A 23,377-nucleotide genomic window follows, 5' to 3' on the forward strand; every position below is an offset into this window, starting at 1 on the left:
CCCTCCGCCACCGAGCCGACCCGCCAGCCCGCGGCGGCACCCGCCCCGCGCCCGGCGCCCGCACAGCCCGTCGTGATCCGCTTGCGTGACGCCGAGGTGCTGGTCGTCCAGGTGCTGCCGCGCGACGAGGCGCGAGCGAGCATCGACGCCCTCTTCGCCGCCGAGCAGCGGCGCCTGCAGGCGATCGCCGATCAGCAGGCGGCCCAGCGCCGAGCCCAGGTCGAGTACGTCACACGGGTGCAGCAGACGCAGGTCACGCAGACCGCGGCGCAGAAGGCCGCCGAGGCGCAGGCCCAGGCCAACAAGCAGCTGCAGGATGCGCTCGCCGCTCTCGCGAAGGCGCTCTCCACCAGCCAGTGCACCACGGTCGGCGGCACCAACGGGCAGCCGGCTTCCATCTCGTGCCCCATGGACGACGGCGATGCGACGATCGACGGCGACAACGTCGGCGTCACCACCCCCACTCCCACGCCGACGCCGACGCCGACCCCGCCGCCGGCGGGTGACGACGACACCGAGGCGATGACCGCCGAGAGCCTTTCGAGCGACCCGGTGGCAGCCGACCAGGCGCTCACCGAAGGAGACCTGCAGGCGGCCGTCGCGCAGGCGAGCGCCGAGTGGGGAGCGCTCGGTGCGGATGTCTCGGGGATCTCGGCTTCGATCGGCGCGTTCGCCGACGCGACGCTCGGCACGGCTTCCGGCGCGTCGATCGTGATCGACGATGACGCGGCCGGGTGGGGCTGGTCGCGCATGGACCTGCTCACGGTCGTCCGACACGAGATCGGACACGCGCTCGGCGCCGGTCACGGCTCGGGACTCATGGACGAGACGCTGGCACCGGGCGAGACGTGGGGCGTCGACGTCTCCGCGATCCCGGCGCCGGCACCCGAGCCCGCTCCGGAACCCGCACCCGCCCCCGAGCCGGCACCCGCGCCTGAGCCCGAGCCCGCCGCGGAGCCCGCGCCCGAGCCGGCACCTGCGGCCACCGCGGAACCGGCAAGCGAGCCGGCCGACGAGTCTCCGACCGCGGCGCCCGCCGCCGACACCCCGGCCGCAGCCCCGGCAACGACCGCCGGCCCCGCAGCGGATGCACCGACCACCACCGCAAGCCCCGCACCCGCAGCCGCCGTCGGCTGGGTCGTCGAGGGCACGACCGCCACACTGACGCTCGCTCCCACCGACGCCGCCACCGGATCGCTCCGCCTCGAAGGCGGCCGCATCGTGTTCTCGTCCTCGTCGCGCGCGGCGCTCGCCGTCGATGCGCAGGGACTCACCGAGATCGTCGTGCGCGGTGCCGACGGCTCGGCGGAGTTCACGGTCGACCTCACCGGCATCGCCGGCCTCGCGCTCGCGATCGTCGGAGCGCTGAACTCGCTGCGCGTCACCGGCCTCAGCGGAGCCGCGGTGTTCAGCGGCGATGCCGGTCGGCTGCGCCTCGACTCGCTCGTCGCAAGCCTGTCGTTCCTCGCCCCGCGCCTGGCAGCACTCCTCGAGAGCACGGGCTCGATCTCCGTCTCGGGAACCCTCTCGCTCGCCGGCGCCGACCTCACCGTCCGCGGCCGGACCGTCACCGTCGAGACCGGCACCACGCTCGACACGCGCGGAGATGACCGCGACGGCGCGATCACGCTCATGGCGAGCGACGTGCGAACGGGAACGACGGATGCCGCGGCATCGGTCACCGTGACCGGATCGCACCTCGCCGGAGGCACTGTGACCCTCGTCGCCGAATCGGCGAACCGCACGAGCGCGCGGGCGACCTCTGCCGCTACCGTGACCCTCCGCGACTCGACGATCGACGCGAGCGGCGACGTGACGCTGCGCAGCGACTCGACCGCCGACCTCTCGGCCGCAGGTCCCGCCGCGTTCGCGAAGGGGTCGTCGGCCGCGGTCACCCGCGTGACCGGCGAGTCCGCGATCACGAGCGCAGGCTCGGTCCGCATCGAGGCGAGGAACTCCGCCTCGGGCACCGCGACGTCGACGAACGCCTCGGGCGCCTCGCTCGCCGAGGTCGACCTCACCCGCCTTACGCACGCGGTGATCGACGGCGAGCAGCGCATCGCCGCAACGGAACTCTTCCTGCTGGCGACCTCGGCCGGAAGCCTGCGGGTGAGCGCCGCCGGTTCCGCCGGTGCGGCATCCGGCTCCTCGACCCTCACCGGGCTGGCCCTCGCGGCCGCACCGCGCGCCGACTCGATCGCCGTGGGCCGCGCGTTCCTCGAAACCATCGCCCGGCTCGCGCCCGCGGCGCATCTGACCGTCTCGGCCTCCGACGTCACGGTGCAGGCCGACTCGTCGGTCGACACCTCCGTCACCGCCGACGGCGGGCTTGCGGCGCTGGTCGTGCGGGACGTCGCCGCCACCGCACTCGCGCAGGGCGCGACGATCACCGGCGCCGCAGGCCTCGCGCTGCGCTCGTCGACGAAGCATTCCGCTCTCGCCGACGGAGGCACTGGATGGGCGCTCGTGTCGTCGAGCGCCGCCACCTCGGCGACGACCGAGCGCGGCGCCCCGCTCGCGCTCGCCGGCGATCTCGCCCTCACCGCCACGCAGGATGCGACCGCCCGCGCCACCGGCACCGGCGCCGCCCTCGTGCTCGGCGTCCACGATGTCGACGTGCTGCTCGATCGCGCAGCGACCGTCGCGGGTTCGGTCTCGCTCGCCTCGACCGGCCGTTCGCATTCGTCCGCCTCGGCGGCGCCGTCCGCGGTCCCGGTCAGCGCGCTGGCCGCGGCCCTTCCGCTGCTCGCAGCCCTCGGCGGCGTCTCGGCCTCGTCCGTCACCGCGAACGCCGCCGCCGTCGCCGCGATCCCGGTGCGTGCGGCCGCCGTCGCGGTCGTCCTCGCCACCGCGACGACAGCCCTCGGCAACGACCTCGCCCTCGGCGGCTCGCCGCTGCGCTCGGGCGGCCCCGTCGACATCACTGCGATCGCGACCGGTTCGGGCTCGGCCGGCACCCGCGGCCTCGACCTCGCCGTCGACCCGGTGCACGTCGTTCCGCTCGTCCGGCTCATCAGCGTCGTCGACGTGAACAGCCCGGTCTTCGCCGGCGGCGACGTCGTCGTGCAGGCGGGCCGCGGGCCTCCGGCATCCGGATCCACCGCCATCCCATCCGCCACCGTCCACCTCGACGCCGCGATCGCGCTCCTCCACCCGACCGCGACGCTCACGATCTCGAGCCCCCCGCAGACGCCGGCCTTCACGCCACCTGCCGGAGCGGTTCTCATCCTCGCCTCCACCGGCGGCACGCTCTCGCGCGGCGGGGCCACCCTGACCTTCGCCGCCGGGGCGCTTCCCGCCGACGCGTGGGTCGTCATCTCCGCTCGCGACGACACGGTCCGCGGCCTTCTCGCGACCAGCGACGTGTACGACCTCCGCGCCTACGACGCCCGCACCGGCACCGAGATCACGAGCTTCCGGATCGACCCGGTGCTCACCATCACGGTCGGCAGCGCCGCGTCGACATCGCGCATCTGGTACGTCGCCCCCGACGGCTCGGTGCAGGCGATCACGACGCAGGTCGACCCGCTCACCGGCACGATCACCGCGGCGCTCCCGCACTTCTCGGACTACGTCGCCGGCTCGCCGCTCGCCGGTCTCGTCGGGCTCATCGTCGCGCAGCTGCAGGCCTACCTCACGAACCAGACCTACGAGCAGAACCTCGGCTCGCAGAGCCTCGGCAGCGGGCTCACGCTCACCGACATCACGCTCACGATCACGTCGCTCTCGCCCACCGCGCCCTATGGCGGCGCGATCACGTTCACCGCCGGCCTCGAGATCGCCCTCACGGTCGGGTCGCTCGCGATCACCGCGAGTGCCGCGGTCACGGCCTCGTACACGCTGACGGATGCCGCCACCCTCGACGCGGGGACGCTCGCCATCTCGCTCGGACCGCTCTCGGGAGACACCTCGTTCGAGATCGCGATCACGGCGGGCGGCACCGAGATCGCGACGCTGACGGCCGCGTCGGCGATCCTCAGCCAATCGGGCTCCGACCTCACGATCATGGCGAGCACCGTCTCGGCATCCTTCGGCGGGCAGGTCGAGATCACCGGCGGCGATCTGTCGCTCATCTCCCGCGACGACACCGGCGACATCGAGTTCTCCCTCACAGACGGCACCGTCGACGTCGGTGATGCGGCCGTGACCCTGACCGAGGCGACGCTCACCTACAACGGCACCGACGGACTCGCGCTCACCGCGGATCTCGCGATCGACATCGCCGGCACCGAGCTCTCCGGCGCGGTCCGCGTCACGCACACCGGCGGCGTCACGACGCTCGCGGTGAGCGGACTGCAGGCCACGCTCGCGGACGGCACCGAGCAGACGGTCGTGCTGACGGACGGCTCGGGAACCCTGGTCCTCGGCGGCGCCGGAGTCACCGGCTCGCTCACCGCCACGGTGGTCGCCACCGGAGTCGTCACGGCGACGCTCGCCGGACGCGTCGACATCGACACCGACACCGGGGTCACGACGGTCGCCGTCGCCGCGCGCAACCTCAGCCTCGACCTCGGCGACGGTCTCGCCGTCACGGGCGCCGTCGTCGGACTCATCGTGCGCGCGACGAGCGCCGGCACCGACATCGCCCTCGACGCTTCGGGCGCCGTCTCACTCACCGGGTGGTCGGATGTCACGCTGAGCGGAACCTTCCGGGTTCGCATCAACGGGTTCACCGACGAGATCACCGAGACGATCGCGCTGGCCGACGGGTCGGGCGATGTCACCGTGGCCTTCGCAGCGGGCGAAGCAGGCTCGCTCAGCGGCACCGGCCTCACCCTCACCGTGCTCGGTCAGTCGCTCGTCGCCGACTTCGCGTTCGTGAGCACGGCCGACGGATTCACCGTCACCGTCAGCAACCTCACGCTGCAGTTCGGCGACGGCGTCTCCACCGTCGCCCGGTTCACGATCACCGGCCTCGACGAGGGAACGCTGACGCTCGACGACGGCGCGGTCACCGCGGCTCTCACCGGTCGCCTGCAGATCACGGTGCCCGGCGTCGCCTTCGACGGCACGCTCACCCTCGGCGTCAGCACCGTCGCCGGCGACCGCTACCTGCGGGTCTCGGGAACCACGGTCGCCCTCACGCTCGCCGGCCAGTCGATCACCTTCGCGCAGTTCGCCGTAGCGCGCGAGGTCGCGGCCGGTGTCACGCAGACCCGGATCAGCGTGTCGGGCGGGTCGTTCGACATCATCACCGGTGCGTCGACGACCCTGCTGTCGCTCTCGGCGATCAGTGGCGGATTCACGATCACCTCGGCGGGCGTGGCAGGCAGGCTCGAGGCGACGATCACGAGCACGCTCAGCGAGTTCGCGTTCGCGTCGACCGTCGGCATCGCCGTCAACACCGGCGCCGCCGCGGTGGGCGACCTGCCCGCCGGGCCGTATCTGCGCATCGAGGCCATCGGCACGACCGTCACGGTCGGCGGAGTCGGCGGCCAGTCGCTCACCGCCGACGTGACCTTCGAGCGCGGCGTCGATGCGAGCGGGAACACGGTCGTCCGCGCCGGGCTCGCGAACGGCTCACTCATCTTCGCGGTCTCGGGTACGACGGTGATCTCGCTCACCGCAGCGTCGGGCGCGCTGATCGTGACAGCCGCCGGAGTCGCGGCGACGCTCACGGGCACCCTCGCCGTCACGCTGCCGCAGGTCTCGGTCACCGGCGCTCTCACGCTGCGCCTCAACACCACCGGCGCCGTCGTCGACACCACGGTCGCGGTCGGTGGCACCGACATCGCGCTGGTCCTGCCGGGCGGCGGCGACTACCTGCAGCTGACCGGCGCCGACGTCGTGCTCGTGATCGCCGGTCAGCGCCTCACCGGCACCGTCACCGTGACGAGCGCCGCGGGCGTCGTGACCGTCGCAGTGGCGAACGGCTCGCTCGTCTTCGGGGGCGGCATCGCGACGCTCACGAACATCACCGCCGCGTTCGGGGTCGGTGCCGGTGGAGTCTGGGGCTCCTTCACCGGCACTCCGGCGCTCGCACTCCCCGGTGTGACGATCTCGGCCGCGTCCCTCCAGATCCAGATCAACACCGACGCGACCGCCGCCCACGCCACGATCGCGGCGTCGACGTTCCGCATCGGCGCGACGAGCCTCGTCGTCACGGTGGCGGGTGTCGCGATCACCGGCACCGTGTGGTTCACGCGCGTCGTCACGAGCGGCGTCGTCTCGTACCGCATCGACGTCAGCGGCGGCGAAGCGAAGTTCGGCCCGGCCGCGACGCCGTTCGTCGAGGTCACCGGCATCACCGGCACCTTCGTCATCGGCCCGGCGGGAGTCGCCGGAAGCATCAGCGCAAGCGCCGAGTTCGCCGTTCCGAGTCTTCTGGCACTCACCACCGGCGTGACCGTTCTCGTCAACACCACGCCCAGCCCGGTCACCGTCGGAGCCGACCAGCTTCCGGCCGGTCCGTACCTGCGGGTCGAGGTGCAGAACCTCGAGGCCGAGATCGCCGGCGGCCTGCTCTCGGGCGACTTCTCGTTCACGCGCGCCGTGCACGCCGACGGGACCGTCGAGATCGTCGTCGCGATGAGCGACGTCGACGCCTACATCAACGAGACGGATGCCGACCCGGCGCTCGAGGACGGCACGGGCGTCCTGATCATCCGCGACGACGGCGTGGCCGGCTTCGTCTCCGGCTCGGGCAGCGTCGGCGGCGCAGGCGTCTCGGCCGAGGGCTCGGTGCTCCTCGAGGTCAACACCACGCCCGACGAGATCGACACGGTGCTGACCGTCGGGGGAGTCAGCATCCCGTTCAAGCTGCCCGCGCCGCTGGCGGGCGGCACCATCTTCCGCGTCTCGATCTCCGACCTCACGCTCACCATCGGCGACTTCGTCACGATCGAGGGCAACCTCACCTTCAGCGACACGGTCATCGGCGGGGTCGCGGTGCGCGTGGTCGCAGCGACCGGCCTCACGATCTTCCTCGGCCGCGGGCCGGCGTTCCTCGAGTCGGGAGCCCTCAACCCCCTCGCGGTGGGCGTGCTTCTCACCGGTGCCACGATCGGCCTCATCGAGATGGGCACGGGGCACGCGCTCGTCGCCACCGGCACGGTGAGCCTCATCGGGGTCGCGGGCGTCACGATCACCGGCACCACGAGCGTCCGCGTGAACTCCACCGGCCAGGCCGTCAGCCAGACCATCGAGATTCCGGGGAGCACAGCACCCGGAGACGTCGTCTCGTTCAGCGCCGCCGAGGCCGCCGGCGTCACCGAGTTCGTCGTGAGCGATGCCACTCTCGCGTTCGGGGGTCAGTCGATCTCGGGAACCTTCAGCTTCGACCGCGACGGCACCACGGTGACGATCGGCGTCGACGACGGCGCGGTCGTCTTCGGCGACGCGGTGCAGCTGGGCGAGATCACGGGCGACCTCGTCATCGGCCAGACCGGCATCGCAGGCGCGCTCAGCGCCTCCGTCACGATCGCCGCCCTCGGCGTGACGAACGTCACCGCCGAAGTCGCCGTCAACACGGCACCCGCAGCCGTGACCGTCGGCACGGACGAGCTTCCCGCCGGCCCGTACGTGCGCGTCTCGCTCACGGGCGTCGAACTCGACGTGCTCGGGCAGCAGATCGAGGCCGACATCGCGGTCGAGCGGGTGACCACCGGCGGCGTCGCCACCACGATCATCGGGCTCGCGAACGTCGGCCTCTTCCTCGGCGACGACGGCGGCACTCCGGGCACCGATACCGCCGACGTCGCTGACGACATCGGCGTGCGCCTCACGGGCGGCTCGGGCATCCTCGTCGTCACCGCCGCTGGACTCGCGGGCCGCATCTCCGGGTCGATCTCGGTGCGTCTCGGGGACGATGCCGAGCTCGACGGGGACCTCTCGCTGATCCTCAACACGACCGCAGCGCGGGTGACGGCATCCGTCCTCGTAGGAACCGCCACGCAGTCGCTCGACGTCGCCGCCGGACCCTATCTGCGCTTCGAAGGCACGGGTCTCACCCTGACGGTGCTCGAGCAGGAGCTCAGCGCGAACATCGTGATCGAGCAGGTGACGGCGCTCCACGCGGTGACCGGCGCACCCGATCCGACGCGTTCTGTGCTGCGCATCGCCGCGACCGCCGTGCGGCTGAACCTCGCGGGCGGCGTCGTCACGCTCTCGAACGGCACGGCGCTGCTGCTCCTCAGCGACGCCGGGATCGCCGGGCGCATCACGGGCACGATCGCACTCGCCGTCCCGCAGGTGTCGCTCAGCGGCGCGCTCGCCGTCGAGATCAACACGGCCGCGACCGCCGTGGACGAGGCGTTCGAGGTCGCGGGCGAGACGTTCGAGCTCGTGCTGCCCGAGGGCCAGTACCTGCGCGTCGCCGGCATCGGCGTCACCGTCATGATCGCGGGCCAGTCGCTCACCGCCGACATCGAGGTCGAGCAGAGCGGCGGGGTGACCGAGATCACACTCCGCAACACCCGCCTGGTGCTCGGCGGCGACGCGGCGCTGGTCACCCTCACGCAGCCGGTCGACGAAGAGGACGAGGGCTCCACGGCGACCATCGTGCTATCGCCGCTGGGCTCGTACGGCGCCATCGCCGTCGAGGTCACGGTGGCTCTCCCCGGCATCGCCGTGACCGGAACCGTCACGATCGCCTTCAACACCACCGCGGGCCCGCAGAGCGTCGACGGCTGGGATGACGCCCTGCCGGCAGGGCTGCTGCGCGTCGGCGGCCAGGACCTCACGATCACCGTGCTCGGCCAGTCCCTGACGGGCGCGATCACCTTCGAGCAGCTGACCACCACCGCCGGCGACACCGTGGTGCGCATCGGCATCGCCGAGGTCGAACTCTCGCTCGGCCCGCTCAACGCCTCGAACGGCACCGGGCTGTTCGTGGTGACCTCGGCGGGGATGGCCGGGTCGCTCACGGTCGGCATCACCGTCGACGGCGGCGCCGGCTTCGCGTTCGCCGGGCAGCTCGAACTGCAGGTCAACACGACCGGCACCGAGGTCTCGGAGACCCTGCGGGTCGGGGCCGGCACCGTGACCCTCGACGTGCCCGCGGGTCCGTTCCTGCGCATCGCCGGCACCGGCGTCACCCTCACCGTCCTCAGCCAGACCATCCGCGCCGACGTCGCGTTCGAGCAGGCGACTTCGCTCGGCGCGGACGGCGTCGCCGGTGGCACCGATGACTCCACCGTGACCCGTGTCGCGCTCGCGAACGTCGAGATCTCGCTCAGCGCCGGTGCTGCGAGGATCTCGCTCACCGGCGGCGAGGCGCTGTTCGTCATCCGCGCCGGCGGCGGCATGGCCGGCCGGGTCTCCGGCACCGTCGCCCTCACGGGGGTGCCCGGCGTCAGCCTCGCCGGCACGCTCGCGGTCGAGATCAACACCACCGCCGTGCGGGTGAAGGAGACCGTGCGCGTCGGGGCGGGAACGGTCGCGATCGACCTCCCCGCGGGCGGATCCGGCGGCTACCTGCGGATCGCGGGCACGGGCATCGCGATCACCGTCGCCGGGCAGACGCTCTCGGGCGACATCGAGGTCGTGAAGGCGGGCACCGACCTCACCCTCACGATCGCCGACGGCGTGATCAGCTTCGGCACAGCGACGTCGCCGCTCGTGCGCGTCACCGAGATCGCCGGCACCTTCCGCCTCACGGCGACGGGCATGGCGGGGTCGGTGTCGGCGACGCTCGATGTGACGGTTCCGGGCCTTGAGGTCTCGGGCGACGTCGCCGTGCAGGTCAACTCCGGCACCGCCGCGGTGGTGCTGAACGCCGGCACCGTCGACGAGGTGACCGTGCAGCCGGGTCTCAAGGTCGAGGTGACCGGCGCGACGCTGATCGTCGCCGGCCAGTCTCTCGGCGCCAGCCGCATCCTCATCAGCCGCACGCCGAGCGGCGAAGTCGCCTTCGCCGTCACCCAGTTCACGCTGGCGCTGGGCGACGTCGTCGAGATCACCGCCGCGAACAACTGGTCGGGTGCGCTCGTGGTCACCCCGGGCGGCATCGCCGCGACGTTCTCGGGCAGCATCACCGGCATCTTCGACCTGCCGGGGCTGACCCTCGCCGGCGACGTCGCGTTCGCGATCAACACCGGTCCCGCCGCGGTTCGCCGCACGGACCTCGGCCCCGTCATCATCGATGTTCCGGGTGGGCCGTTCCTGCACGTGTCGATCACGAACGGCGTTCTCGGCGTCGACGGCGGTCCCTCGTTCTCGGGCAGCTTCCTGCTGAGCCGCACGACCGGTACGACGCCGATCACGACGATCGCGTTCAGCCAGGTCACGGTGTCGCTGACGCCCGAGGGCGAAGCCAGCCCGGTCGGCATCACCGATGGCGTCGGGGCGTTCCTGCTCACCGCAGACGGGATCGTCGGCACCTTCTCGGGCGCTGTCGCCGTCGACGCGGGCGCGGCGAACGCCGACGCCACCATCGCGGTGCGCTTCAACGCGACCCCGAACGAGTACGACCGGATCATCACTGTCGGCGGCGTCGAGGTGGCGCTCGTCTTCGGCGACGGCGAGGTCGCCACCGTGGCCGGCGGCCCCTTCATCGCGGTGAGCGTCTCGGGAGCACTGAAGATCGGCGACTTCATCGAGATCATCGGCGAGATCGAATTCACCGGCGGCGACGTCTCGGTCACCGGACTCACCGTCTTCGTCGGCAACGGTCCCGGATTCCTCGACGACGACGTGCGCAACCCGTTCGCGACCGGGCTGTTCCTCACGAACGTCCACGGCTTCATCACGGGCTCGGGCGCGAACCGCGTCATCGCGATCTCGGGCGACGTCGAACTCGTCGGCATCCCGGGCGTGACCCTCAGCGGCAGCGCGACGATCTTCTACAACGAGACCACCTCGGAGCGGGTGCTCGGCACCGGCGACGACGCGGTCACGGTGGCAGAGGGCGCGCCCGGCGCTCCGCACATCCTCGTGATCGGCGACCTCGCCCTCGGCGTCGCCGGTCAGCAGCTCACCGGCACGTTCGCCATCGAAACCCTCCCCGGTGGCGGACTGCGGGTGAAGTTCGGCTCGTCCGCTCGCGACGGCGGCACTCCCCTCACTCTGAACCTCGGCGACGGCGTCGCCGTGGCCACGGTGGCGAGCGGCGAGCTCGAGCTCACCCCGGCCGGCCTTGCGACGGTCCTCGAAGCCGAACTGGTGCTCAACGCCGGCGACGCCTTCGACCTCGACGGATCGATCCGCCTGCAGCTGAACACCTCGGCCACCGCCCGCTCGATCGCCGGCGTGGTGCTGCCGCCGACGTCGGTGCGGGTGCAGATCGGCACGATCGCGACGCCGGCGAGCCTCGTCGTCGCCGGCCAGACGCTGCGCGGGGTGTTCGTCTTCTCGCAGGTGACCGGCCCCGTCGCTCCGGAGGCTCCGGCCGGCACGACCGCCCCGAGCACGACGGTGCTGATCGCCACGGCGCTCACCCTCGAGATCGGAACGAGGGATGCCGGTGACGTGCTGACGGCGGGGGTGCGGCTCACCGACGGCGAGGCCGTCTTCGTCATGACGGAAGCCGGAGTCGCGGGACGCGTCGGCGGCACCGTGACGTTCGTGCTCCCGACCGACGCCGTGCAGTTCAGCGGAAGCTTCACCATCGAGGTCAACTCCGGCGCCGCGGTGAACGAGAACCTCGAGCTCGACGGCACGACGGTCGTGCTCGTGCTGCCGCTCGGTCCCTACCTGCGGGTCGCGGGCACGGGGGTCGCGATCGTCGTCGCCGGGCAGCGCCTCTCGGGAGACTTCTCGTTCACGCAGATCGGCGCGGGCACCGCCGCCACCACCAAGATCACGATCGCGAACGCGCGCGCGGCCTTCGGCGACGGCACGACCGAGTTCGTCGCGCTCACCGGCGGCTCGGGTGAGTTCATCCTCAACGGCACCGAGATCGTCGGCAGCGTCGAGGGCAAAGTCACCGTGTCGCTTCCCGGGATCCTGGTGACCGGAGACTTCGCGGTCGCCCTCGTCACCGGGGTCGAGCCGTCGCTCCTCATCACCGGTACCGGCATCACCCTCGACATCGGCGGGTTCCTCCTCACCGAGGGTGAGATCACCTTCTCGCAGCGCACGACGACCGGCGGCGTGAAGATCGTCGACATCGCGGTCGAGGCCGTCGCCTCCTTCGGCGCCCCGATCGGCACGATCTCGTTCCTGGGCGCCCTGCAGATCGGGCCGGGCGGGCTCGCCGGCATCCTCTCGATCGTCGGCACCGAGATCTCGCTCGGCGGCGGTGTGACCATCGGCGTCGCCGAACTGCGCCTCGAGATCAACCGCTCGACGCAGGCCGTCGTGCTCTCCGACGACGACGCCACACGGCTCGAGGCCGGCCCCTATCTGCGGCTCGCCGGCGAAGGCATCGAGATCGAGGTCGGCGAGGTCACGATCACCGCGTCGCTGCTGTTCCAGCAGGTGACGAACTCAAACGGCACCGTCCGCACCGTGATCGCCGTCGCCGGCGGCGAGGTGCGCCTCGGCGAGGACGCCTCGATCCTCACCGGCGTCGAGGGCCTCATCGTCCTCACCCCGGCCGGCATGGCGATGAAGATCGGCGGCACGCTCGACCTCGACGCCCTGCTGCCCGACGGCGTCACGATCTCGGGCTCGTTCGCCGTCGCGATGAACCAGTCGACCGGCCGCGTCACCGAGTCGGTGACGGTCGGCGGCGCCACCGTCGCACTCGACCTCGACGCGAACCTCGCCATCCGCGTGAGCGGCACCGGCGTCACCCTCGCGATCGCGGGTCAGTCGCTCGTCGGCGACTTCGCGTTCCAGCGCAGCGGACTCATCACCACCATCGTGCTGGCGAACGTGTCGCTGCGCATCGGCGACGGCGGCGCCGACATCCTCACGCTCACGGGCGGCGCCGGAGAGTTCGAGATCTCACCGGCGGGCATGGACGGCTTCGTCTCGGGCACCGTCGCGCTCAGCGTCCCCGGGGTCACGGCCTCGGCGACGATGGAGCTCGAGATCAATACCGCGACCTCGCTGTTCGCGATCTCGGTCGACGACCTCGCGCTCGACATCGCGGGGCAGCTGCTCACCGGCGACTTCACGTTCGAGCAGACCGGCATCGGCGCTGCCCGCGTCGTGAAGGTCACCGCGACCGACGTCGCGATCTTCCTCGGCGACCCCAAGGGTGCGGGCCTCGCCGACGACATGGGCGTCCATATCACCGCATCCGGTGTGTTCCTCCTCACCTCGGCGGGCATCGCGGTCGACCTCACGGCGTCCATCACCCTCGGCGAGGGCCTCGACGACCTCCCCATCGAGTTCGGCGACCCGCTCACCGTCTCGCTGCAGATCAACACCGCGCCGACGGCGGTCAACACCACGGTCGCGGGGCTCCCGCTCGTCCTTCCTGCTGGACGGTTCCTGCGGATCGAGGTCATCGGCGGCCTGACGCTCTTCGGGCAGTCGATCTCGGGCACGTTCATGTTCGAGCAGGTGCTGTCTTCGGGCGCCGACGGGCGCGTCGGCACCGTGGACGACGTGAAGGTGCTGCGCATCGCAGCGACGAACGTCGCCCTTTTCGTCGGTGACGCCGGCACCGACCCGGAAGACTTCAACGACGACATCGGGATGCGGCTCTCGGGCGGCACCGCGCTGCTCCTGCTCACGAGCGAAGGGTTCGGCGGCACGATCTCGGCGACCGCGTCGATCCGTCTCGGGGCCGGGCTCACGGCATCGGCCACCGTCCGCGTCGAGATCAGCAACATGCGTCGCACCGTCAGCGGCAAGATCATCCCGGTCGCCGTCGACGAGGAGTTCGTGGTGGGCGGCCAGACGCTGACCCTCACGCTTCCGGCGGGCCCGTACCTCAAGGTCGCGGTCACGGGCCTCGCGCTCACGATCGGCGGGCAGCAGCTGACGGCCGACGTTTCGTACGAGAAGTCCACCGCCCTCGGCGCGAACGGCGCGCTCGATCCGGGCGATGTCACCACGCAGAAGATCCGCTTCGCGAACGTGGGGCTGCGGCTGGGCACCCCCGACCGCGACATCGTGATCGTCCGCAACGGCTCGGGCGCGTTCGACATCATCGGCAAGAGCGGCACGACCGCCGGCGGCGTCGCGGGCCGCATCGAGGCGACCGTCGAGCTGCTCATCCCGGGCGTGACGTTCTCCGGCACCCTCGAAGTGCAGATCAACACGCTCGCGGCGGAGTACACCGTCGACGGCGTCGAGATCGAGTCGGGCATCGCGGTCGCCGGCCTCGACATCGTGCTCGAGGTCATGGGCCAGCGCCTCACCGGCGACTTCGCGTTCGCGAAGAACTCGACCACCGGCGCGATCACCCTGGCGCTGCACAACGTCACGCTCGCCCTCGGCGACGGCACGCAGACCTACGTCACCGCGACGATCGCATCGGGCGTCATCCTCGTCACCCGCAGCGGCATCGCCGGCGCGGTGGCGGCCGGCATCCAGGTGAACCCCGCGATCCTTCCCGCCGGCACGTTCACGCTCGACGTCGACGTCATCGTCCAGATCAACAACACCACCGAGGACATCAGCCGTGACGTCGTCGTGGGCGGGGCGACGGTCGCGATCATGATCCCCAAGAACACGCTCATCGTTCAGGTCGGGCGCATCGGCAAGGCCGCCGCGATCTCGATCCTCGGACAGACGCTCAAGGGCATCGCGCTCTTCGAGCAGAAGAAGACGGCGACCGGCGCCAAGATCGTCCGCCTCGCGTTCTCGGACGTCGACCTGTTCCTCGGCGACATCGGCGCGAACGCCGTCGTCGACCCGTCGGGCGCGCGCGTCGACGATGTCGGCCTCCGGCTCACGAACGGTCGCGGCGCGTTCATCATCACACCCACCGGCATGGCCGGCGAGGTGTCGGGCGGCGTCGCCCTGCTCGGCCTTCCGATCTCGATCGACGCCGAACTCACCCTGCAGCTGAACTCGCTGCTCGTGGGCGGGCAGGGCGTCGTCGTCAACGAGGTGTTCCAGTTCGCCGGGGTCTCGGTGCGGACGACCACCGACGGCACGGCCGCGCGGGCCGAGGTGCAAGAGGTCATCGTCGGCGTCCCCACCGGCACCTTCACCCTCGCGATCGACGCAGACCGCGACGGCATCCTCGAGGCGAACGAGATCAGCGACCCGCTCGCCGTCGGAGCCACCGCCGCCCAGGTCGACACCGCGATCGAGGGCATCCTCGCAGCCGTGCCGGGCAACCGGGTCACCGTGACCAAGGCCGGAAACGTCTACGAGGTCACGTGGACCGCGAACGGCAACCAGCCGATCCTGCAGCCGAACGTCCGGGTGCTCGCACTCCCGAAGGGCCCGTTCCTGCGGGTCGCCGCCGAGAGCATCGACATCGAGATCAGCGGCGTGACCATCCACGCCGACTTCGTGTTCGAGCGGATCGGCCCGGTCGGCAGCCAGATCACCAAAATCGCGCTCGCGAACGTCACCCTCGACGCCGACGAGGACACCGGCGGCGCCCCCGACTCCAACCCGGGCATCGTCAACGGATCCGGCTTCTTCGTCGTCTTCTCGCCGCAGGCCGTGACCTCTGCCGGCCCGCCGGAGATCAAGACGGTCACCGGCGGCATGGCCGGCATGATCACCGGCGAAGCCGCGGCGGCAGCCGGCGGGTTCGCCATCGGGGCGTCGGTCGGATTCACGATCAACACCACGGGCCGGGTCGTCAAGCAGACGATCGTGATCGGCGGCGAGACGCTCACGCTCGATCTTCCCGCCGATCCGCCGCCGTTCGGGTTCATCATCCAGAACCTCGACTTCAACTTCGGCGACGTGCTCGAGATCCGCGCGGGCCAGTTCGTCATCACCGGCAACAGCTTCTCCGGAACCGGGATGGAGATCTTCATCGGCTCCGGCCCCTCCAAGCTCGCGGGCGGGGGCATCAACCCGAAGGCCATCGGCGTGCTCATCACGAACGCGGCCATCGAGTTCCGCAAGGGCCTCACCCCGGCCGACGGCTGGGCGATCCGCGTCGTCGGCACGCTCGCCCTGCTCGGGCTCGACGGCCTCGGCATCACCGGCACCGTCGCATTCCAGGTGAACACGTCCGACTCCATGACCTTCACGCTCCCGACGCTCGGCGGTCTGAGCGGAGACATCGCTCCGGGGCTCTTCTCCTTCACCGCTGTCAACGTCGTGATCACCGCGGGCGACGTCGTGCGCCTCGGCGGTTCGCTCCGCCTGACGAAGCAGCCGAACGGCACGCTCGACATCTCGCTGTGGAACGCCACCGCGCTCGTCAAGAGCGGCGGCACCAACATCGTGAGCCTCGCGGGCTTCGCGACCTTCTCGATCTCGCCGCTGACCGGCTTCCAGCTCGGCAGCTTCCGCGTGACCGACTTCGCGCTCTTCCCGACCGACCCGCCCACCGCTCCCACCCCCGAAGACCTGCCGGTCGTCGTCTCGGCCGATCTCGCGAGCCCGCTGCGCGGCGCGGTCATCACCGGCACCGCGAGCCCCACGTTCTTCGTCACCGTCACCTTCTCGACCACCGACGGCGCGATCAACCCGCTGACGGTCACCGACGGCGGGCCGTCCGGAGCCGAGCTCCAGGTGACGGTCGCGGGCATCACGGGCACCTGGACCGTCGATCCGATCCCGGTCAAGGTCGACGGACAGGCGAACACGTGGCGGTACGCGGTCACCGGCACCACGGCGCTGTCGGGCACGGCGATCGTCACCGTGCGGTTCATCGCCGGCAGCGTCACGGCCACCTACGGCGGCAGCCTCACCTCGCCGCTCGTCGCGGACGAGGAGCGCTTCTTCGTCTTCGTGCCGTCCTTCACCGGCCAGAAGCCCGGCCCGGTCGCGTCGCTCGTGCAGCCGAGCGTGAGCCAGACGCAGCTCAACGCGCAGGGGTACATCGACGTCACCTACACCTCGCTTCCGGAGCCCGACCTCGATCCCGATGACGGTCTGCCCGCTCCCGTCGCGGCGCCGATCCACAAGCCCGGCATCGAGAACGCCCAGACGGCGCCCTTCACGATCCAGGGTCCGATCGGCGACCTCGCGATGAACGGCTCGACGCCGATCATCGTCGGCGGCGCACCGCTGCTCATCTCGGGGGCCGCGGCGACGGCGACCTCGGTCACCTACCGGTACTTCCTGAAGGACAAGAACCCGAACAACGCCCTCGGACTCTTCAGCGGCGCGGGTGCGATCTCGATCAACATGATCGCCGGCACGGTCCAGAGCGGTACGCCGGGATCACTGGCTTCCAACGCCGCGCAGACCGTGACGCTCACCGTCACGGCGGGAACCGCGGGGGAGATGACCGAGGGCGGACCGATCGCGCTCGGCCCGCTCACGCTGCAGGGGCCGACCGTCGGGCTCGGCGGCTTCGGGTTCGCCGACGGCAAGGTGCTCGTCTCGGTGATCCTCGGGGTGCAGCGGGCTTCGCTCGCGTTCGGCGGCAACCCGACGACGGGTGCGACCTCGGCGGCGCAGACGAACTCGGGCATCACGGTCGACCTCATCGGCCTCATGGGATCGTTCGAGCTCGCCGTCGATGTCTTCGGGCTTCTCGGCGGCAACGTCGACATCCGCCTCACGGGCAAGTGGGGCCTGCAGGTCACCGCGCTCGACGCCCAGATCCCGAACGTCGCGCGGCTCCAGGCCACCGGCATCAAGGTCACCTACGACCCGAAGGGCACCGCCGATCAGGAGATCGTGAAGATCAACACGGCGACGATCACGTTCCCCTCGTTCGGGATCACCGGTTCGCTGCGGCCCTACGATCCGGCGGCGTCGTCGAACATCACGAAGAACAACGACGAGGCGCTCGGTGTGGGCGTGATCCCGGGCCTCACCGTCTTCGGCAACGGCTTCCGCCTCGGAACCGCCGAGCTCGCCTACGGGCTGCCGCCGACCACCGGCACGCCCGATCCGGCGAACGCGCTCACGCCGTCCGCGCCCGACAAGAAGATCACCTTCGGCGGCATCCTCGAACTCGACGACATCCGCATCGGCATCTCCGGCCTCGACGTCCGCTTCCCGGCCGTCGGTGCCCCCCTGACCGACCGGGCCGGCTTCACCGGCGTCATCTACATCGCCACCGGCGGTGCGAAGCTCTTCCCGGGGAAGGCCTTCGGGGCGACTCTCACCGACCGACTGACGGCCGACGACAAACGACCCGACGGACTGCCCGACGACGAGGCGTTCCGCATAGCGCTGACCTTCGCGGACGGCAAGGTCGACGCGTTCCAGCTCACCGTCGACACGCTCGAGATCCGCCTCGGCACCTTCGTCACCCTGACCGCGCGCGACTTCCGCCTCGACACCGGCGCGACCGGATCCGAGATCATGGTGCAGTTCCAGGCCGTCGGCGCGAAGGTCACGATCGGGTCCCTGGTGCTCGCCGGTGAGGGCCGCAACTTCGCCATCACGGGCGACGGCTCCTTCAAGGCGCTGCAGGGCTTCGGCGTGTTCCTCTCGATCGGCTCGGCCACCGGCGACTCGTTCAAGTGGCCGGCGTTCCTGCCCGTGCGCATCGACGCCATCGGCATCCAATGGGATGACGTCGAGAACGCGCCCGAAGACTTCGTCCTGATCCTCTCGGCGAGTGTCACCGGCATCCAGGGGCTCGCGGGACTGCAGATCACCGGCGCCGTGCAGGGCATCCGCATCCAGCCGTCGCTGCTGCTCGAGGGCAAGTTCCCGATCATCGGCATCGACTCGATCGGCGTGACCGTCAAGGGCAAGATGTTCGGCGGCGACGTCTCGGCGGGCCTGGTCGGCGGCATCCTGAAGCTCGACTCGGCGTACAACGTGATCGGCGTCTTCGACACCACGACACCCGTCGCCCAGCGCGTCTTCTACCTCGGCCTCGAGGGCACGATCTCCATCGCCGGACTCGCCGGCTTCGGCATCCGCATCGGTCTGTCCGAGCTCGGGCCGCTGCAGGTCTACCTCAGCGTGAACGTGCCGGGCGGCATCCTGCTCGAGCCCACCACGGGCCTCACGATCAACGACTTCGCCGGCGGAGTGGAGTTCTTCAAGACGCTGCCCTCGATCGAGGATCCGTTCGCGCTGCGCTCGTCGGCGTTCCAGCTGCCGACCGTCCTCACCGCCGACCAGTGGCTGCTGGGCCTGCAGCAGCAGGTCGCGCTCCAGGCCAAGACGATCTCGCAGAACCCCGGCCAGAGCGGCTTCGCGGCGGCCTTCACCTCGCCCATGGTGATCACCGGCTCGGCGAAGATCTACTCGATCTACACGTCGCAGGCGGTCTTCAACGGCCAGGTCATCATCAAGATCTCCACCGACGGCAAGATCCTCATCATCGGCAAGCTCAACTTCGCCGCCGACAACATCTCGATCAGCGGGCGGCTGTACGCCGACCTGTCGAAGGTCTCCACCGGCACCGTCGTGATCCTCTTCCTCGCCGACTTCCCTGACCAGGTGCGCCTGCTGACCCTCTACGGCAAGCTCAAGATGGGCTTCCGCAACTCGTCCGGCAACGAGGTCAGCTTCGCCGTCGCCCCGGGCCTCGACCCCGTCGCGACCGGCACCGCGCCCGTCGTCGGCATCGGCGCGCCGACGACGAACGGCGGCACCGTCGACGTCGGCGTCGTCAACGGTTCGGCGGGATCGGTCAAGCACATCGACATCTCGTACACGCCGCCGGCGGGCGCGAGCCTCGACATCGCGCACATCCTCGACGACGGCCAGGAGTTCACCCTCTGGTACGGCACCGGATCGAATGCGGTTCCGCGCACCACGATCACCGGCAAGCCCGTGCCGATCGTCGCGGTCACGACCGCCGGCGGCATGGTGTTCGCCGAACTCCTCACCGACGGCACCGGCGCGTACTACTGCCTGGCCTACCGCCCGGCGCCGAACCAGAACGAATGCGCCGACCGCGTGGACGTGCTGCTGCTCGCCGACCACGACGGCCCCGCCGCGACGCTTCTCGAGGCGGCCGTGCGCATCGCCGGCACCACGCGATTCCGCTACGCGATCGGCACCGCCGAACTCGGCATGGGGCGCTGGGAAGTCCGCTTCGCGGCGGGCGCGGCCAAGAACGCAGACCTCACGACCGAGTCGGGCACGACGACCGGCGCCGGAAGCGCCGTGACCACGCTGTCGTTCACGGTCGTCGGGGCCTCGGCCACCATCACCAATCCGACGCCGTCGGCCTCCGTCGACATCAACGTCATCAACGGCCGCGCGTGGATCCAGGTCACCTTCCACAAGCCGACGCTGTTCACGATCGACCCGGCGTCGATCACCGACCTCGCCCCCGAGTTCCAGCTGTCGGGAGCCGGCCTCGGCAGCATCAAGATCGACGGCACGCAGGCGCCGCAGCTGGTCACGACCACCGCGACGAGCGCCACCTACCGCTACTGGCTGACCGGCCGGTTCGCGAGCACCTCGAGCATCAACCTGACCTTCCTCACCGGCAGCTGGTCGTACCGCTTCACCGTCAGCGGCCCGCTCACCGTCACAGACACCCCCACCGCGACCGGCGCCGGCAGCATCGGCGTGACCTTCCCGACCAGCGGGCAGTTCGGCATCCCCGCCGGCTTCACCGTCGACCCGGCCTCGGTCATCAGCCGCATCACCGCGATGACCTTCGGCGGCACGGGTTGGGCGCTCACCCTCGACACCACCGCGCCGATCACCGCGACCGAGACCCCGGGCGAGTTCCGCATCCCGGTGCGGGTGACGACCGTCGGCACCGGCCAGCTCACCGCCACGCTCCCGTCGACGGTGCTCGGCTACCGGGGAACCCTGACCGGCGGCTCGCAGGCCGGCCAGACGGTGACGATCACCCCGTCGGCGTTCATCGACGTCGACTTCACGCAGCCCGCGAGCGGCGCGACGCTCGACATCGCCTCGATCCTCGACCTCGCCGCCGAGTTCGAGCTGTTCGGAGAGGGCATCGGCAGCATCGTCCTCGATGCGCTGCGGGCCCCGGTGCAGCTCACCTCGGGCGTGCCCGCCGGAAAGCTGCGGTTCCGGTACTGGCTCAACGGACAGTTCGACGCCGGCTACTCGGTCACCCTCACCCCGATCGCGCGCAGCTGGTCGTACCTGGCGCCCGTGACGGCCGGCACGGTGACCGCGAGCTTCTCGGCCGGCACCGTCCTCGACCACAGCACGACGCTCACCCTCACCTTCCCGGCGGCCCCCGCGGGCTTCGTCTTCGACGCGGCACGGATGCTGTCGCCGGCGTTCCTCGCGACGCTCACGTTCACGTCGTCGGCGGCCGGGTGGATCGTCGTGGCAGACCGGTCGCGGTCGATCACCCAGGGTGCGACGGCGAACCAGTTCGTGATCCCGGTCGACATCTTCCGCGACAGCACGGCCACCCCGCAGACCTCGACGATCAGCCTGGGAGCGGCACAGGTCCCCCTGCTCGACGAGATCGGCTCGGGCACCGGCGTCGTCACCGCCGTCGGCGGCAACACCTTCACAGCCCCCGGCCGCAGCTACATCGACGTGCCGTTCATCGCGCCGACGGGCCTGCTGATCGACCTCGACTCGGTCCTCGACGGCGGCGCGGAGTTCACCCTTCTCGTGACGCGCGACGATTCGCCGGTGCCCGTCACCATCACGGGCACCGTGATCCTCGCGACGATCGACGGCGTCACGTGGGCTCGGTACACGCTGAGCGAGGCGCTGCTGCCGGGCGACATCGTCACCGTCACCTTCGCCGCGGCGGGGGCCTGGACCTTCACGCAGCCCGACGGCACCACGGACTACACGGGGCCGGCGCCGACCGGCGGAACCGTGGAAGGACCGGCGGCGCCCGGCGCCTTCACCGTGTCGGCTGTCGGGATGACCTACCTCGACGTCACGTTCATCCCGCCGGCATCCATCGGCGACACCGACTTCCCGATCCTCCCGGGCACCATCACCGGCGACGAGTTCAGCCTGACCGGCCCCGGTTCGGGCGGCGTGAACATCGTCGGCGTCGTGCACCTCGGCGGCAACACGTGGCGGTATCTCCTCAACGGGGCGTTCTCGGCCGGGCGCGTCGACGTCGTCTTCGACCTGACCAAGTTCGCCGCCGACTGGGACCGCGGCCCTCCGCCCGCCGGCACCACCCTCACCCAGTCGTTCTTCGTCGTGGGCGCCACTGGTGACGTGGTGCACGTCGTAGACGACGACCCGGTCACGCCGGATGTCGATGAGACCGCGACCAACCCCCTCGCGGGCGCCTCCATCGGCCGTGACCTGCTGAACCGCCTCAAGTACCTCGAGATCCGCTTCCGCGGCTCGGACGGCTTCGGCATCGACCACACCACGATCAACGGCGACGAGATCGAGTTCCGCGACGCGGCGGGCAACCTCGTCGCCCTCGCAGCCCCCGTGCGGGTCGGCACGAGCGACGTCTACCGCTACGTCTTCACCGCCACCCTCGCCGCAGGCGCCTACACGATCTCGTTCCTGGCCGGACGCTTCGCCGATCTCGGTGGCCGCCTCAACTCCGCCGAGACCGAGAACCTCACCCTCACGGCTCCCGTCGCAGCCCTGATCGATCCGACTCCGGGCTCGGTGCTCGACCGCGTCGAGCTCGCCAGCCGCGGCTGGGTCGACATCACGTTCGGTCTGCTGGCGGGCAAGGCGGTCGACGGCGCTTCGATCACGGATGCCGACGCCGAGGTCACGATCACCGCGAACGGGGTCGAACTCGAGGTCATCGGTGCGGCGATGCTGGTCAGCGGCACGACCTACCGCTACTTCTTCTCGGGCCACACCGCCGGCGCCCTGGCGATCACCTACGTCGACGGCAGCTGGCAGAACGTCGAGGGCACGCCGTTCGTGGCAGCCACGCACGGCGCAGCGGCCGTCGCAGAAGGCGACGTCAGCGCAGCGACGATCCTGCCTCGCACGTGGGTGGGCGTTCGGCTCACCCCGACCGTCGGATCGCAGGTCGACGTCTCGACCCTCGGCGCCGACGATCTGAGCTTCAGTGGCGGCGGGACGCAGGCCCTGTCGTTCGTCGGCGTCCTATACGCCGACGGCATCGCACGGTACGCGTACACGCTCACCTCGACCCTCACGGCCGGTCTCGTGACCGTGACCTTCGCCGCCGGCGGGTGGCGTGACACCGCCGGCAACTCGTCGGCGGGCGGCACCTCGACCTTCCGCCTCATCGAGCAGGGAACCTCGTTCTTCATCGAGCTCTCCGGCGGCATCATGCTGCAGGCGGGCGACTTCCTCCCCGAGCCGCTGCTGCACATCCGGGCCGAGGTCATCCTCGAGATCGACACGGCGCGGCTGGTGTTCATCCTCACCTTCGCCGGTCAGATCTCGGTCTACGGCCTCGGCACCCTCGGTGCCACCGCCGGCCGGTTCGTGCTGAAGATCGGCGACGAGTCGACCAACCCGATGCACCCGACGCCGCAGTTCTGGGGCGTCGCCTCGATCGAGACGAACTTCGAGGCGCTGGAAGAGTTCGGCATCCACCTCACCGGCTCGGCCCAGCTGCGCATCAACC

General features: G+C 70.9%; 1 protein-coding gene (cut by a window edge). It reads left to right on the plus strand.

The genetic code is table 11. The annotated features are described in order from the left end of the window. Nucleotides 1-72 precede the first annotated feature (72 nt). Nucleotides 73-23,377: the 5' portion of a hypothetical protein gene (locus FFS15_RS18590; RefSeq protein ID WP_212743113.1), read on the plus strand. The gene runs 14,216 nt beyond the window's last position; the window shows 23,305 of its 37,521 coding nt (coding positions 1-23,305); it begins with the start codon at nt 73-75; its stop codon lies beyond the right edge, outside the window.

It is taken from the genome of Microbacterium sp. 2FI (assembly GCF_005502885.1).
In the GTDB taxonomy this organism is placed as follows: Bacteria; Actinomycetota; Actinomycetes; order Actinomycetales; family Microbacteriaceae; genus Microbacterium.